The sequence below is a fragment of the Actinomycetes bacterium genome, assembly GCA_035489715.1.
GTDB lineage: Bacteria > Actinomycetota > Actinomycetes > JACCUZ01 > JACCUZ01 > DATHAP01.
In genome coordinates this window covers 1-14,284 of the sequence record DATHAP010000187.1, presented here as the reverse complement: position 1 = coordinate 14,284, position 14,284 = coordinate 1, and the positions used below count along the sequence as shown (strand labels likewise).

The 14,284-nt window shown below is 71.0% G+C and carries 15 protein-coding genes and 3 pseudogenes; 9 read left to right on the top strand and 9 right to left on the bottom strand.

Annotation, left to right across the window (positions count from 1 at the left end; translation table 11 throughout):
• Positions 1-341, top strand: a 341-nt coding sequence (locus VK640_15145) for a DUF4245 domain-containing protein (GenBank protein ID HTE74514.1), incomplete at its 5' end; no start/stop codon positions are given.
• A gap of 29 nt (positions 342-370) precedes the next feature.
• Here VK640_15145 and VK640_15140 read toward each other — a convergent pair.
• Entirely contained in the window at positions 371-604 is a 234-nt protein-coding gene (locus VK640_15140) for an exodeoxyribonuclease VII small subunit (protein ID HTE74513.1), read from the bottom strand.
• A 28-nt stretch (positions 605-632) separates the two neighbouring features.
• A complete protein-coding gene (xseA, locus tag VK640_15135; GenBank protein HTE74512.1) occupies positions 633-1,859 on the bottom strand; it encodes an exodeoxyribonuclease VII large subunit in 1,227 nt (408 codons plus the stop codon).
• A gap of 67 nt (positions 1,860-1,926) precedes the next feature.
• Here xseA and VK640_15130 point away from each other — a divergent pair, with 67 nt between their 5' ends.
• Positions 1,927-2,892 carry a 4-hydroxy-3-methylbut-2-enyl diphosphate reductase gene (locus VK640_15130; protein HTE74511.1) on the top strand — a complete coding sequence of 322 codons (966 nt, stop codon included), beginning with the start codon at positions 1,927-1,929 and terminating at the stop codon, positions 2,890-2,892.
• Positions 2,893-2,898: 6 nt separating this feature from the next.
• Here VK640_15130 and VK640_15125 read toward each other — a convergent pair whose 3' ends face one another.
• Together VK640_15125 and VK640_15120 are read right to left on the bottom strand one after the other, a co-directional pair.
• The gene (locus VK640_15125) at positions 2,899-3,531 is read right to left on the bottom strand and encodes a spermidine synthase (protein HTE74510.1); all 633 of its coding nucleotides are present in this window, start codon (positions 3,529-3,531) and stop codon (positions 2,899-2,901) included.
• Between the two features lie 59 nt (positions 3,532-3,590).
• Positions 3,591-4,376 (bottom strand): DUF6542 domain-containing protein, encoded by a 786-nt coding sequence (locus tag VK640_15120; protein ID HTE74509.1) that lies wholly within the window; start codon positions 4,374-4,376, stop codon positions 3,591-3,593.
• Positions 4,377-4,472: 96 nt separating this feature from the next.
• Between VK640_15120 and VK640_15115 the strand changes: the two genes are divergently transcribed.
• Complete coding sequence (locus VK640_15115) at positions 4,473-4,865, top strand: helix-turn-helix transcriptional regulator (GenBank protein HTE74508.1); 393 nt, start codon at positions 4,473-4,475, stop codon at positions 4,863-4,865.
• A gap of 51 nt (positions 4,866-4,916) precedes the next feature.
• Positions 4,917-5,327 (top strand): VOC family protein, encoded by a 411-nt coding sequence (locus tag VK640_15110; GenBank protein HTE74507.1) that lies wholly within the window; start codon positions 4,917-4,919, stop codon positions 5,325-5,327.
• Positions 5,328-5,336: 9 nt separating this feature from the next.
• Here the strand turns inward: VK640_15110 and VK640_15105 are convergent, their stop codons facing one another.
• Complete coding sequence (locus VK640_15105) at positions 5,337-6,470, bottom strand: DNA recombination protein RmuC (protein ID HTE74506.1); 1,134 nt, start codon at positions 6,468-6,470, stop codon at positions 5,337-5,339.
• A gap of 130 nt (positions 6,471-6,600) precedes the next feature.
• Between VK640_15105 and ychF the strand changes: the two genes are divergently transcribed.
• Entirely contained in the window at positions 6,601-7,692 is a 1,092-nt protein-coding gene (gene ychF, locus VK640_15100; protein HTE74505.1) for a redox-regulated ATPase YchF, read from the top strand.
• Here the strand turns inward: ychF and VK640_15095 are convergent.
• Positions 7,644-7,929: pseudogene (locus VK640_15095) on the bottom strand (hypothetical protein). The gene ychF and the pseudogene VK640_15095 overlap by 49 nt on opposite strands.
• A 77-nt stretch (positions 7,930-8,006) precedes the next feature.
• Here VK640_15095 and VK640_15090 point away from each other — a divergent pair.
• Together VK640_15090 and VK640_15085 are read left to right on the top strand one after the other, a co-directional pair.
• Positions 8,007-8,309, top strand: a pseudogene (locus VK640_15090) (ATP-binding protein).
• Between the two features lie 464 nt (positions 8,310-8,773).
• Positions 8,774-9,061, top strand: a pseudogene (locus tag VK640_15085) (winged helix-turn-helix domain-containing protein).
• A 296-nt stretch (positions 9,062-9,357) separates the two neighbouring features.
• On the opposite strand, the gene VK640_15080 reads toward VK640_15085, so the two are convergent.
• Both VK640_15080 and VK640_15075 read right to left on the bottom strand, forming a co-directional pair.
• The gene (locus VK640_15080; GenBank protein ID HTE74504.1) at positions 9,358-10,002 is read right to left on the bottom strand and encodes a response regulator transcription factor; all 645 of its coding nucleotides are present in this window, start codon (positions 10,000-10,002) and stop codon (positions 9,358-9,360) included.
• A complete protein-coding gene (locus tag VK640_15075) occupies positions 9,990-11,948 on the bottom strand; it encodes a histidine kinase (protein HTE74503.1) in 1,959 nt (652 codons plus the stop codon). The genes VK640_15080 and VK640_15075 overlap by 13 nt, the downstream gene beginning before the upstream one ends.
• Before the next feature lie 276 nt (positions 11,949-12,224).
• Here VK640_15075 and VK640_15070 point away from each other — a divergent pair, with 276 nt between their 5' ends.
• Both VK640_15070 and VK640_15065 read left to right on the top strand, forming a co-directional pair.
• Positions 12,225-12,890, top strand: coding sequence for a hypothetical protein (locus VK640_15070; GenBank protein HTE74502.1), 666 nt, complete (start codon positions 12,225-12,227; stop codon positions 12,888-12,890).
• A 69-nt stretch (positions 12,891-12,959) separates the two neighbouring features.
• Positions 12,960-13,769 carry a GDSL-type esterase/lipase family protein gene (locus tag VK640_15065; protein ID HTE74501.1) on the top strand — a complete coding sequence of 270 codons (810 nt, stop codon included), beginning with the start codon at positions 12,960-12,962 and terminating at the stop codon, positions 13,767-13,769.
• A gap of 15 nt (positions 13,770-13,784) precedes the next feature.
• Here VK640_15065 and VK640_15060 read toward each other — a convergent pair.
• Positions 13,785-14,284, bottom strand: a 500-nt coding sequence (locus VK640_15060) for a transposase (protein ID HTE74500.1), incomplete at its 5' end; no start/stop codon positions are given.

Genomic DNA, 14,284 nt, shown 5'->3' with positions numbered 1-14,284 from the left:
ACGTCCTGGCCCCGGACCCGGTGCCCGGGGGATGGCGGGTCTCGAGCGCACGCACCGAGCCGGACGGCGACGGCGTTGCCTGGCACGTGGGCCTGGTCACCCGTCGTCAGGAGTACGCCGCCGTCGAGCAGAGCGACGGGGACCGGCGGCCCTTCGTCGACCGGTTCGTGCCCGGCTCGCGCGCCGACGGGACGGAGCGGGTCGCCGGCCGCACCTGGACCCGGCGGGCCGGCGGCACCACCGACGACAGGGCCTTGGTTGTCGAGTCCGGCGGCGTGACGACCCTGGTGACCGGCAGCGCCTCATGGGCCGAGCTGCGCGAGCTGGCTCGCTCGCTGTGACCCGGGCCGTCCGTCAGGCCGGCGGCCCCTCACGTCTGGGTGTCTGCCCCGCGGGAGCCGGCGGCCGCGGCGTTCAGTCGCTCGCGCGCCCCGTCGAGCCACTGCTGGCACAGGGTGGCCAGGGCCTCACCGCGTTCCCAGAGCGCGAGCGACTCCTCGAGCGTGGCGCCGCCGGACTCGAGCCGCCGGACCACGTCGACCAGCTCCTCGCGCGCCGCCTCGTAGGTCGTCGGCAGGTCGCTCCGTGCTGTCGCAGGTGTCAGCGCAGTCTCGTCGGCCACGTGCCCCACCCTACGGACCGGCGGACCGGTCGCCGGAGACCTGCACCGACAGGTCGCCCTCGGCGAGGCGGGCCCGCAGCGGGTCGCCCTCGGCGACGTCGTCGGGTCGGCGCACGACGGCACCGTCCGCGGTCTGCAGGACGGCGTACCCGCGCTGCAGGGTCGCTGCGGGCGACAGCGCGGTGACCCGGGCCCGGGTGTGCCCGAGGTTGTCGCCGGCCCGGTCGAGGGTCGCCGCGAGCGAGCGGCGGGCCCGGTCGCGGGCGGCGAGCACGTCGGCCCGTCGGGGCTCGACGATCGAGCCGGGATCCGCCATGGACGGGCGGGACCGGATCGCCCGCAGCGCCGACTGCTCACGATCGACCAGGGCGCGCACCGCGCGCTCCGTGCGCTCGCACAGGCGCACCACACGCTCGGTCTCCTCGCCCACGTCGGGCACCACGCGCTTCGCCGCGTCGGTCGGGGTGGAGGCGCGGACGTCGGCCACCAGGTCGAGCAGCGGCGTGTCGGTCTCGTGGCCGATGGCGCTGACGACCGGCGTGAGACAGGCGGCGACGGCCCGCACCATCGCCTCGTTGGAGAACGGCAGCAGGTCCTCGAGCGAGCCGCCGCCCCGGGTGACGACGACGACGTCGACCTCGGCGTCGGCGTCCAGCCGGGCGAGGGCGGCAGTCACCTCGGTCACCGCGGCCGGACCCTGCACGGCCACCTCCTCGACGCGGAACCGGACGGCCGGCCAGCGCCGCCGGGCGTTCTCCAGCACGTCCTTCTCCGCAGCCGACGCCCGCCCGCAGACGACGCCGACCACGCGGGGGAGGAACGGCAACGGGCGCTTGCGCTCGTCGGCGAAGACCCCCTCGGCCGCGAGGACACGGCGCAGCCGGTCCAGCTGGGCCAGCAGCTCGCCGACCCCCACCTGCCGGATCTGGTCGGCCGCCAGCGACAGCGTGCCGCGCGCCGCGTAGAACTGCGGCCGGGCATGCACGACCACGTGCGCGCCCTCGGCCAGCGCGGCGGCCGGGCCGTCGAGCAAGGCCACCGAGCAGGTGACCGGCAGTGACATGTCCGCACTGGGGTCGCGCAGCGTGAGGAAGACAGTGCGCTGGCCGGGCCGCCGGGTGATCTGCGCCACCTGCCCCTCGACCCAGACGAAGCCGAGGCGGCCGATCCACTCCGTCATCAGCTGGGTCACCCGGCGTACGGGAACCGGCTGCTCCGCCGAGGTCTCCAGGCCCACGGGGCGCGAGGCTACCCCGCCCGCTCGCCGGTGCAGAGCGCTGCCGGGGTCGACCTACCATGGAGGCATGCCCTCGACCGAGAAGCGTGTCCTGCTCGCTGCCCCGCGCGGCTACTGCGCCGGGGTGGACCGAGCCGTCATCACGGTCGAGAAGGCCCTGGAGACCTACGGGCCGCCGGTCTACGTGCGCAAGCAGATCGTGCACAACAAGCACGTCGTCGAGACCCTGCAGGAGCGAGGCGCGGTCTTCGTCGAGGAGAACGACGAGGTGCCCGAGGGCGCCACGGTCATCTTCTCCGCGCACGGTGTGGCGCCGGTCGTGCACCAGCAGGCCGCCCGGCGGCAGCTGAAGACGATCGACGCCACCTGCCCGCTGGTGACCAAGGTCCACCACGAGGCCCGGCGGTTCGCCTCGGAGGACTACGACATCCTGCTGATCGGCCACGAGGGCCACGAGGAGGTCGTCGGCACCTCCGGCGAGGCGCCGGACCACATCCACCTCGTCGACGGACCGACCGACGTCGACAACGTTCAGGTGCGCGACCCGGAGAAGGTCGCCTGGCTGTCGCAGACCACGCTGTCCGTCGACGAGACCCTCGAGACCGTCCGTCGCCTGCGCGAGCGCTTCCCGGCACTGCTCGACCCGCCCAGCGACGACATCTGCTACGCCACCCAGAACCGACAGGTCGCGGTCAAGGACATCGCGGCGCGCAGTGACCTGGTCATCGTGGTCGGCTCGACGAACTCCTCCAACTCGGTGCGCCTCGTCGAGGTGGCGCTCGAGTGCGGCGCCAACGCCAGCCGACTGGTCGACAAGGCAGCCGAGCTCGACGACGCCTGGCTGTCCGGTGTGACGACCGTCGGCGTGACCAGTGGCGCATCGGTGCCCGAGATCCTTGTGCGTGGCGTCCTCGACTGGCTGGCCGAGCGCGGCTACTCCGACGTCGAGGAGGTCGTGTCGGCCGAGGAGAGCCTGCTCTTCGCGCTGCCGCCGGAGCTGCGCCGCGACATGCGCAAGGCCGCGATCGCCTGACGGCGATCATCTGTAGGCGGGTGCCGGCTTGCGGCCGACGTAGACGACATCCGGCTCGGTGCGCGCCAGGTGCACGTCCACCGTCTCGGTGCGTACGTCGTCGAGCCGGTCGCGCAGCAGTGCCTCGAACTGCTGCGACGCGTGCGCACTCCACACGGCGAGCTCCCCGCCGGGCTCGAGCGCGTCCAGCACCAGCGCCAGCCCGGCGGGCGCGTAGAGCTCGGCGTTGCCCTCGAAGACCGACCATCCCGGCCCGTTGTCGACATCGAGGCAGACCACGTCGTAGCGACTGGTGGTGCCCCGCGCGACCGCCGCCAGGTGGTCGCGCAGGTCGGCCACCACGACCCGGACCCGCGGGTCCGTCAGCGCCTCAGCGGTGATGTGACGCAGGTGCGCCGCGTGCCAGGCGACCAGGTCGGGCTCGATCTCCACGACGTCGATCACCGTCAGCCCGGGATGACCGACCGCCTCGACCAGGGAGAAGCCGACGCCGAGGCCGCCGACCAGCAACCGCCTCGCGCGGGGATGGGCGTCCAGCGCGGTGCGCACGAGCAGCCGCTCGGACCGGCCGTCGCGGGTGTCCATGAGGAACACCCCGTTGCTGACGACCTCGAGGTGCTCGCCCACCCGGCGCAGCACCAGCTCGCCACGCGAGGTCGTCGTCCGCTCGAGGACGACCGGGGAGTCGGGCTGGTCGATCAGCGCCGGGCCAGCCGGACGACCAGCCGGCCGGCCACCACGGCGACGGCGAGGGCGGTGCCGGCGAACAGCAGCGGCGCGTTGACCGCCATCGTCGTCCCGACGTCCAGGCCGATCTGCCGGGTGCCCTGGTTGAGGCCGCTGCGCCAGGCGATGGTGGTGGCGGCTCCGGCGAACAGCAGAGGCGGCAGCACCGCCCCGACCGCGAGCGACCGGGTCCGCAGCAGCAGCGGCACGCCTGCGGCGGCGAGCACGAAGAGCACCGCACTCGGCAGCCCGAAGGTGCCGTCGCGCGCCAGGTCCAGCACCACCCCGGGCATCAGCACGAGCGTCGCCACGGCCAGGACCGCAGGCGTCGGCAGCCCTCCGCGCCACAGCGACCGCAGCGACGGCCGCCCGGACGACGCCATCGGCTGAGCCGCCGCTTCGGGCCGGGCGCGGGTGGCGACGGGGCCACCGGCCCGCGGGGACAGCTCCGGCGGCAGAGGGGCGGCCGGACGTACGGCCGGGTCCGCCGCGTCCGGCTGCGCGGCGGGACCTGCGGCGACGGCTGCCGGAGGCGCCAGGTCCACCGCGACGGCCGCAGCCGCCACTGCCTCGGCGATCCGCGCGGGCGGCACCGGCAGCGGCACCTCCGAGGGCCCGCGCAGGTCGACCTCGAGGGGCAGTGAGTCGGGCGGCGGGACGAGCGACACGAACCATCCCTCCGGCTGCGTCGGCGCCGTGACGAGCGGGCTCTCGGCCGGCAGCTCGCCGGTCCCCGACAGGTCCGAGGTCGCGGTCACGCTGCCACGGTAGGCGGGAGTGATCACCGGTCGGGGGAGACACGCCCGACGAGTCTCCCGATGACCGGTGTCGGCGGCCGGTGCCATGCTCGGGCGGTGACCCCGGAGGAGCTCGCGCACCTGCGCCGGGCCCGCGACCTGATGGACCGGGACTACGCAGCGCCCCTGGACGTGCCGACGATGGCGCGGGCCGCGCTGATGTCGCCGTCGCACTTCGCGCGGCAGTTCCGGGCGGCCTATGGCGAGACGCCCTACGGCTACCTGATGACCCGCCGGATCGAGCGCGCGATGGCGCTGCTGCGCCGCGGTGACCTGACCGTCACCGAGGTGTGCGTGGCGGTGGGCGCGACCTCGCTGGGGTCGTTCAGCAGCCGGTTCACCGAGCTGGTCGGGGAGTCGCCGAGCGCCTACCGGTCCCGCGACCACTCGGCGGGCGCCGTGGTGCCGGCCTGCATGGTCAAGGTGCTCGGTCGACCCCGGCGGGCCTGATCGAGCAGTTTCGGAGAAGCCGTCACGGCGCCCCGGTCCTAGCGTGCGGGCATGACACTTCGCCTCTCGCACGCGTTCATCACCGTCGACGACCCTGACAAGGCACTGACCTTCTACCGCGACGTCCTCGGGCTCGAGGTCCGCCAGGACGTGCCGTTCGACGGCTTCCGTTGGCTCACCGTCGGCCCGGCCGACCAGCCCGACCTGCAGATCGGCCTGCTGCCGCCCGAGATGGGTCGGTCCGAGGGCGACGCCGCGGCGTTGCACGGCCTGCTCGCCAAGGGCGTGCTGTCGGCGCCGATCTTCCGCTGCGACGACATCGACGCGGAGTTCGCCCGGATCAGCGCGGCCGGCGCCGAGGTGCTCCAGGAGCCGATCGACCAGCCGTACGGCGTCCGCGACTGCGCCTTCCGGGACCCCTCGGGCAACATGATCCGGTTCAGCTCCGTGCGGTTCGACTGACCGGGCGGCCTACGGCAGGGAACGCAGCTGGCGCTCCTCCCCTGACTCCTCCGGGGTCAGCAGCAGCTCGGGCGCGCTCAACGGCCGGGTAGCCGCGATCACGGCCTGCGGCTCGACCAGGTCGGAGTCGGTGACCTGGAGCTCGGCCATCCGGCGTGCCTGCACCAGGACGGTCCGCTCCAGGGAGCCGACGACCTTGTTGTAGTCGTCGACCGACCGGGTCAGCGACCGGCCCAGCTTGTCGACGTGCTCGCCCATCGTCCCGAGCCGCCGGTAGAGCTCGCGGCCGAGCTCGAACACGGTGCGTGCGTGGTCGGTCAGCGCCTCCTGCTGCCAGGTGTAGGCGACGGTCCGCAGCATCGCGATCAGGGTCGTCGGTGTCGTGATGAAGACCCGGGCCGCCATGGCGTCGTCGAGCAGCTGGGGATCGCGCTCGAGGGCCGGCGCCAGGAACGCGTCGCCGGGCACGAAGAGCACGACGAATTCCGGGGTCGGCTCGAACGAGCGCCAGTACTCCTTCGCCGCCAGCCCGCGGACGTGCTCGCGCAGGTGCCGGGCGTGCGCCTGCATCCGGGCCTCGATCTGGTCGGGGTCGCGCGACTCCGCGGCGTCGAGGTAGGCCGCGAGCGACACCTTGGCGTCGACCACCACCTGCTTGCCGCCGCCCAGCCGCACGACCAGGTCGGGCCGGAGCGTGCCGCCGTCGCCGGTCACCGACTCCTGCTCGCTGAAGTCGCAGTGCTCGACCATGCCGGCCAGCTCCACGACCCGGCGCAGCTGCATCTCGCCCCAGCGGCCACGAGTCTGTGGTGCCCGCAGCGCCGTCACCAGCGACCGGGTCTGGTCGCGGAGCCCCTCGCCGGTGGCCAACAGGGCGCGCACCTGCTCGGTGAGGGCGCTGTAGGCCGACACCCGGTCGTGCTCCAGCTCGCGCAGGTGGCCCTCGACCTTGCCCAGCGTGTCACGCAGGGGCGCCACGCTCACCGCGAGCTGCTGCCGGTCGGCCGCCGACGCGTCGGCCGCCGCCAGCCGCTCGCGCAGCACCGCCCGCTCGGCCTCGGCCGCCGCAGCCCGGCCGCCGGCGAGCGACCAGCCGACCAGTGCGCCGATGCCGACCCCGACCAGCAGCAGAAGGATCTCCATGTCCACTACGGTGCCGCACACCCTGGACACAACCCCGCAGGCGCGGCCCGGCGACCGTGCTCGAGGCTCGCCGAGCGGTCACCACACGGCGATTCGGCCGGACCGGCCGGCGTCCGTACCCTTGAACCTCGTGAGCCTCACCATCGGGATCGTCGGCCTGCCCAACGTCGGCAAGTCCACCCTCTTCAACGCCCTGACCAAGAACGACGTGCTCGCCGCGAACTACCCCTTCGCGACGATCGAGCCCAACGTGGGCGTCGTCGGGGTGCCTGACCCGAGGCTGCAGGTGCTGGCCGGAATCTTCGAGAGCGTCAAGACCATCCCTGCGACGGTGTCGTTCGTCGACATTGCCGGCATCGTCCGCGGCGCGAGCGAAGGAGAGGGGTTGGGCAACAAGTTCCTCGCGAACATCCGCGAGAGCGACGCGATCTGCCAGGTGATCCGGGCGTTCCGCGACCCCAACGTCGTCCACGTCGACGGCGAGGTGTCGCCGAAGTCCGACATCGAGACGATCAACACCGAGCTGATCCTCGCCGACCTGCAGACCCTGGAGAAGGCGCTGCCGCGCCTCGAGAAGGAGTCGCGGCTGGCCAAGGACAAGGACAAGTCCGCCCAGCTTGCTGCCGCGAGGCAGGCGGACGAGCTTCTGCAGACCGGCACGACGCTGTACGCAGGGGCAGCCGCCGCGGGCATCGACCCGGCCGACCTGCGCGAGCTGCACCTGCTGACGGCCAAGCCCTTCCTCTACGTGTTCAACCTCGACGAGGACGAGCTGGGTGACGACGGGTTCAAGGACGAGATGCGGGCACTCGTCGCCCGGGCCGAGGCGATCTTCCTCGACGCGAAGATCGAGGCCGAGCTCGCCGAGCTGCCTGCCGACGAGGCGCTCGAGCTGCTGCAGTCTCTCGGCCAGGAGGAGTCGGGGCTCGACCAGCTCGCGCACGTCGGCTTCCGTGCACTCGGCCTGCAGACCTACCTGACGGCCGGGCCCAAGGAGTCGCGCGCGTGGACCATCCCGGTTGGCGCGACGGCCCCCCAGGCGGCCGGCGTCATCCACACCGACTTCCAGAAGGGCTTCATCAAGGCCGAGGTGGTCTCCTTCGGCGAGCTCGTCGACGCGGGCTCGATGGCGGAGGCCAAGGCGCGCGGCAAGGTGCGCATCGAGGGCAAGGACTACGTGATGGCCGACGGTGACGTCGTGGAGTTCCGCTTCAACGTGTGATTAGCCATATTTGTGCCGGTCAGCGCCTTAGCACGGGTGCTGGTCCGCATCTGGTCCGCAGGACGACCCAGGGCCGTGGCGACCAGGGCCTCGGCGGCGGCCCTGGTGCGGTCCTCGGCGGTAGGCCATAGGTGCGGCATAGGTGTTGAGGGTGGTCGTCGCTCTCGCGTGCCCCAGAGCACGCTGGACCGTCACCACATCGAACCCAGCAGCGATCAGACCGCTCGGGTAGTAGTGCACGAGTGCGACGTTTGCAGAGCAGTGTCTGCGAGACGGCCACGTAGGTCACCCCATCGGGGTCCGCCGGTTGCCCCAGCCTCACCCGTGCCGATGTCCTGCAGGTCATGACCGAGGCGGTGACCAATGCTGTCCGGCATGGTTCTCCGCCGGTCTCCGTGGAGTTGGTGAACGGTCCAGCTCATCTCCGGATGGAGGTCACCGACGGGTCGGATGTGGTGCCCCGAGTCTCAGAGGACGGAGGCGACCAGGAAGGGCGGTCGAGGCTGGCTCTCGTGGAGGCGCTGACCGAGAGCTGGGGCGTCACCCTCGACACCGGCGGCGGCAAGACGATCTGGTTTCTGTTCCGGAAGGTTGCCAATGCAGCGAGTGCGTCCTGATGGGTCACTGGTGAGCGGAAAGCTGGTCGGCAGGACATACCTGGCGCGCAAGCGTTCGGTCGGTCGCCCTTGTCAGCTGGGGGAGCTGGCGGCGGCCCGCGGAACGTCCTGGTCCGCCGCAGCGACTGCAGCGAGGTGGTGCGGCCGTTCCGCGGGGCTCCGGTGGACCTCTCCGGGTCGTTCAGCGCAGGACGTGATGTGACTGGACCCGAGAACGCGGAGCCGATCGCGACGGTCGTTAAACCTCAGGGTTTCCGTAGTATCGCCGCGCGGCACGTGACCGCAGTGTGGTCGACATGAGCCCGCTACCACGTTTCACCGAGGCCGTCCGCACCCGAGATCTTGTAGTTCTCAAGATCGAGCGGCAGCAGACCTGGGTCAACAGCGGCCTGCACTCGATTGCCGCCCCATTGGAGTCACCCGCCGACGATCTTGTTCCGGGCGCCGACCTCCGCGTCGTCGACGTGATCGCCTTCCACGACCTGGAACTGGATGTCGCGCTGTTCGAGCTGCGTCGGGGTGGCACCAAGGTGCCGATGGAGCCTCAGGTCTTCGACGTCCTGACCTACCTGATCGCCAACCGGCACCGGGTGGTGCCGAAAGAAGAGCTGATGGACGCGGTCTGGGGCGGGCGCTTCGTAAGCGAGGCGGCGGTGACCGGCAGGATCAAGCAGGCCCGCCGGGCCGTGGGCGACGACGGCCAGGCTCAGTGGGTGATCCGGACCGTGCACGGCCGCGGCTACCGCTTCATCGCGGAGCTCGGCGAGCGGTTGGTGGGGAGAACACGATGAGGACAACCTCAGGCGCCGGCACGGGCGAGGTCGAGCAGCTCATCGTCCGATGACCAACGGGCTGGCGACCCCAGCCACGATAGATCGTTTCCACGGCGAACCATGCCGCCGAGAGCGACGAGTGGATCTCGTCCTCGGACCGGGAGCGCAGCGCGATCGTGCTGGTAGCTTCTCGCCGTCGGAGATGACGTAGTGCAGGCTTCTATGCACGACGGGACCGTCGGGTCGGTCAATCTGGGTCCAGAAGTGCACCCGCATCAGCGCAGGCGGTGCCCGAGGTAGGCGAGCACGGCCAGCACGCGGCGGTGGTCTTCCTTGGAGTCTGCCATGCCCAGCTTCGCGACGAGGTTTCCGACGTGCGTCTCGACGGTGCGCTCGGAGAGCCACAGCCGACGGGCGATACCGATGTTCGTTCGTCCCTCTGCCATGAGCGCGAGCACCTCCCGCTCACGGGTTGTCAGCAGCGACAGTCCGTCGTCCCTCACCGGGCTGATCAGCCGAGTGACGACTTCAGGGTCCAACGCGGAGCCACCGGAGGCGACTCGACGCAGTGCGTCGAGGAAGTCGTCGACGTCGAAGACCCGATCCTTGAGCAGGTAGCCGAAGCTGCCCCCGCTCAGGAGGTCGACTGAGTACTGGGACTCGATGTGCTGCGACAGCAGCAGGATGCCAAGGTCGGGATAGTCGTCGCGGAGGCTGCGCGCTGCTCGGGCGCCGTCGTCGGTGTGGTCCGGTGGCATGTTGATGTCGAGGATTGCGACGTCTGGCTGGTGCTTGCGAATCGTCGCAATGACGGCGGGCGCATCGGATGCCTTGGCGACCACTATGTGCCCGGCATCCTCGAGCAGACGCGCCAGCCCTTCGCGGAACAGCGCGGAGTCTTCCCCGATCACGATCCGCACGGCAGCACCACCTTCAACCGGGTGCCGGCATTGGCGGGGCTGTCGAGCCTCAGCTCGCCCCCCGCTGCCGCGACCCGGTCAGCGAGCCCGGCGAGCCCGAAGCCTGCGCGTGCCCCGCCCACGCCGTCGTCCCGAACCTCCACGGTGAGCTGGCCGTTCTGGCGTGCGAGGGAGATCCCCACGCGATGGATGTGACCATGCTTGATCGCGTTGGCCAGGCCCTCGCTGACGACATAGAACGCCGTGGTGGCGATGTCGTCGGGCACGTCGACGTCGGGAACGGCCAGCTCGACTGCGATCGGCACAGTGCTCGCGAGTGAGCGGACCGCGGGTCCGAGCCCGGCGTCCAGACTCGGAGGCCGAAGTCCCGCGGCAATGGTGCGCAGCTCCGCCACGGCCGTGCCCAACTGCACCACTGCCTGATCCAGCACTCCGTCGACGTCGAAGTCGGCGTCCTGCAGGTGCCGCTGGGCCAGGCGCAAGGACATGCCCAGGGCCACCAGCCGCTGTTGCGCACCGTCGTGCAGATCTCGCTGCAGCTTGCGCCGCTCCTGGTAGCCGTGGCGCAACATCCGGCTGCGGCTGCGCTCGATCTCCGCCATCGCCTGGGCCATGCCAAGGCGCAGCCGGGCCAGCTCCACGAACAGGGCGCCGGCGGCGGCGGCCTCCCGGAGCAGCTCCCTTGACGCAGGCGTTCTCCCGGGATCGAGTACGCCGACGCGGTTGCCGGCCAGCATCACCGGGACGGCACCTTCAACGGGTTCACCGTGGGCGTCGGACGGCGTGTCCCGGCCCGGTGAGAGATATCCGACCCGCAACTCCGGGGCGCGCAGCGCCAGTCGCAGGGTCGGCTCGATGTCTTCCGGCTCGGCCGTGCCGCCATCGATGCCGGCGCGCAGCGCCCCGAGCGACTGGTGAAGCGCTGCGCGCAGGGGATACAGGCGCCGGTCGACGACCCGCTGTGCCCGCCTGCGGGCCGGCGCCAGCACGACCACGGCCATAGCGGTAGCCACGGCAGCGACGAACGCCGAGTCACGGCCGAGAACCACCCCCACCGCCACCTCGGTCACGGTGAACACTGCGAGCAGGCAAGCGCTCAGCACCGAATATGTCGCGGCTGCGCTCAGCGCGCGGTCGACGTCGTAGAGATCATGGCGCAGCATCGCCACGGCGGTGGTGGCCGGGATCGCGACCATGATGAGGGCCAGCCCGATGACCGCCAAGTCGGGGCGGCCCATGAGCAGCAGGCTGACCCAGCACAGCAGCAGCGTCGCCGGAAGCGACCAGGCTCCGAGCGCTAGCCAGCGCACCTGGGCGCGCTCCACCGGGTCGGCCGAGCGCCGGTGGCGGATCACCACGGAAGCGGCGCTCGCAATCAGCAGGCCCATGAACACCGGAAGCAGGGCCCACCCCATGGCGCGCAGCCATAGAGGCGCGGCGCCGAACGGGTGGTGTCCCGTGAAAGGGTCAGGCAGCGGGCTGGGGGACATCGCGGCGATCAAGGTGAACAGGGCCGTAACAGCGGTCAGCCCGACGGCGATCCAGCGCCAGCCGCGGCCGAGGAACCGGCCGACCGGGAACGTGAGCATGATCAGCGCAACCGGCACGTAGAGCGCCATCCACGATCCCCGCTGTAGCGCCGCGTACGCCGCGGACGCCGGCAGTCTCCCCGGATGCTGCCGCACTACTTGCGCATAGGCCTCCTGCCACCCGAACAGCACCGCGAACACCGCCGCCTGCAGGCTCAGCAGCGGCCCGACGGCGTTGTGGGGCCGGCGCAGAGCGACGAACAGTCCTAGTGCGGCCGACGGCAGGGTCAGCACGACGGTCGAGATGACCACCACGAGGTCGATGTCCGGCCAACGCACGGCTAGGCCGACCGCTCCTAGCAAAGCGGCGACGGTGACTGCTGTGAGCAGCAGCGCGAATGTGCGCGGACGAGCCACGAACGCACGCTACGGCTCCGCAGGCGGACCTGTACTCCGTACCAGCACGGAACCCGATAGAGGGAATGGCCGGATCCGCCGGACCCCAATCGCGCCCAGACTCTCGGTGACGCCCCGCCTGAGACGCCTCGCGGCGGCCCTGGCTCCCAGTCCGGAAGATCGATCGGAGATGCCTGACATGTTCCTGCAGAGCTACCTCGCGGCCCTGTCCCGCACCGCCTCCGAGCGCCCGACCTGGAGGCGGGTTCCCCGGCGGCTGGAGCCGGGAGCGGGGCGGTGACCCCGATCGGTGCCACATCCGGCCGACTGCTCCCGGTAACCGGCGCCATCACCAGCGTGGTGTGGGCCGGGACCCAGATCGTTGCCGACCTGCTGTTCGTCGGTGACCCCGATCCGGTGGAAGACCCGGTCGGAACCCAACAGGCGCTCCTGGATCACCAGGTGGCGGCGATGGTGACCGTGCTCGGCTCGATGTACCTGGCCGTCCTCATCGTCTACTTCGCGGCTGCCTCCAAGCCGGCATTGGGCAGCTCGGCGCACTCCATGGTGGCGGTCGGCGGTGCCGTACTGTTGGCCGTGGCCATCGTCGCGGCCGGTATCGAAGACTTCGCCATCATCTCCGCGGCCCATCACGCGGACACCGCGGCGATCAAGACCCTTGGGTACGCACAGAGCGTGGGCTGGCCGTTGCTCGGGGCGGCGAGCGGAGCGTTCCTGCTAGGGACCGGGTTGGCGGCGCGCCGCGAGCGCTCGATGCCCCGATGGCTATCGGCTGTCACGATCGTGCTCGGCGTACTGGCCCTCCTCGGGCCTGGGGCATTCGTCTTCTGGCTGGTCGCGCCGCTGTGGTTCGGGGTCGTCGGCATCACGCTCGACCACCGTGGCGAAGTCGTCGCACATCGACCGACGGGCACGGTGCCCGCGTCCCAGCGGGCTCGATGAGAACTGTCGTCCGGCTCATCAAGGCGAGCTCGTTCGTGCTAGTCAGGGCAACCGGAAAGCGGAGGAATCATGAGGCACTTCAAGCGACTTGGGGCCACAGCGGTTGTGCTGCTTCTGGCTGTCGGCTGCAGCTCGGTCGAAGGTCAGGAGCGGGCAACCTCCGACAACGCCAGTTCGACGCCTGTGACCAGACCGGTGAAGGTTGTGGCCCTGGGAGACTCAGACGCCACAGGCATCGGTGACTCGACGGGACGCGGCTGGGTCCGCCGCTACGGCGACCTCGTCCACGCGAAGCTCGATGTGCCTGTCGCGGTGGACAACCAGGCCTACGAGGGACAGACCAGCGAGCAACTGCTCACGGCAATCACCGGTGTCGGCAGCCTGCGCCGGACGCTGAGCCGTGCTGACGTGATCCTGATCGGGATCGGTGGAGCAGATCTCAATATTGGGGACGAAGCCTGGGCGGAAGGCCTCTGCAGCGGCCGGAGCTGCTACAAGCTGCTTCTGGCCAGGTTCGGAAAGAACATCGCGGCCATCGCCCACGAGGTTCGACAGCTCGCTCCCACAGCGGCGCTGCGGGCCATTAGCCTCCCGAACGGAGTTCCCGGCGCGGGAGACGCGATCCCAGCGTCCGCCGCACCGATCAGTCTGTATCAGGTCCAGACGGAGCGGAAGCTGGTCTGTGCAGCCATGCAATCCAGTGGCGGGCAGTGCGTCGACGTAGTGCGCGCCTTCAATGGAGACAACGGAGACGGTGACGCCTACGCGAAGGGGCTCATGACAACAGACCCGTGCTGCTACCCCAGCGCGAACGGCCAGCAGCTCATCGCGCAGCTGCTGGTCGCGACCGGGCTGGAAGGGCTGGTGGGCGCTGGCTAGGTGATGCTCCTACTGTCAAACGAGGAGCTCTCGGGGTAGTAGGTCGAAGGTCTCTCGGGCGACGTAGCGCTTGAGGCAGCGGATGATTTCGGTGGTGCTGAGCCCTTCCTTGGTGCGTCTTTCGACGTTGGCCTTGGTGCGTGGGTCGCTGGCCATCCGGACGACCACGATCCGCCAGAGTGCGCTGTTGCCGTGTCGGTCGCCGCCGCGGTTGAGCCGGTGCCGGGTGGTCTTCCCGGATGACGCCTGGATCGGGTTGGACGCGAGCAGGGCGGCCCAGGATGGTTCGCTGCCGAGCCGGTCTGGGTTGTCGCCGGCGGCGAGCAGCAGTCCGCTCGCGGTGTCCGGGCCGATGCCGTGCGCAGCGACCAGCTGGGGGGCCAGGGCGTGGGTGATGCGCCGGCGGCGGGCGTTGAACACGGCGAGTTCCTCGTCGAGGTCGGCAATGCGCCGGGCGAGAGTGCGCAGCGTCAACTTGGTGATGGCCACCAGGTCGTCGCGGTCGCCGGGCCGGA

What these genes read in the sequence shown, in the direction of transcription:
- VK640_15130 (HTE74511.1), top strand. Translation starts at nt 1,927, where the DNA reads ATGCCCTCGACCGAGAAGCGTGTCCTGCTCGCTGCCCCGCGCGGCTAC.
- VK640_15110 (HTE74507.1), top strand. Translation starts at nt 4,917, where the DNA reads ATGACACTTCGCCTCTCGCACGCGTTCATCACCGTCGACGACCCTGAC.
- VK640_15105 (HTE74506.1), bottom strand. Translation starts at nt 6,470, where the DNA reads ATGGAGATCCTTCTGCTGCTGGTCGGGGTCGGCATCGGCGCACTGGTC.
- VK640_15065 (HTE74501.1), top strand. Translation starts at nt 12,960, where the DNA reads ATGAGGCACTTCAAGCGACTTGGGGCCACAGCGGTTGTGCTGCTTCTG.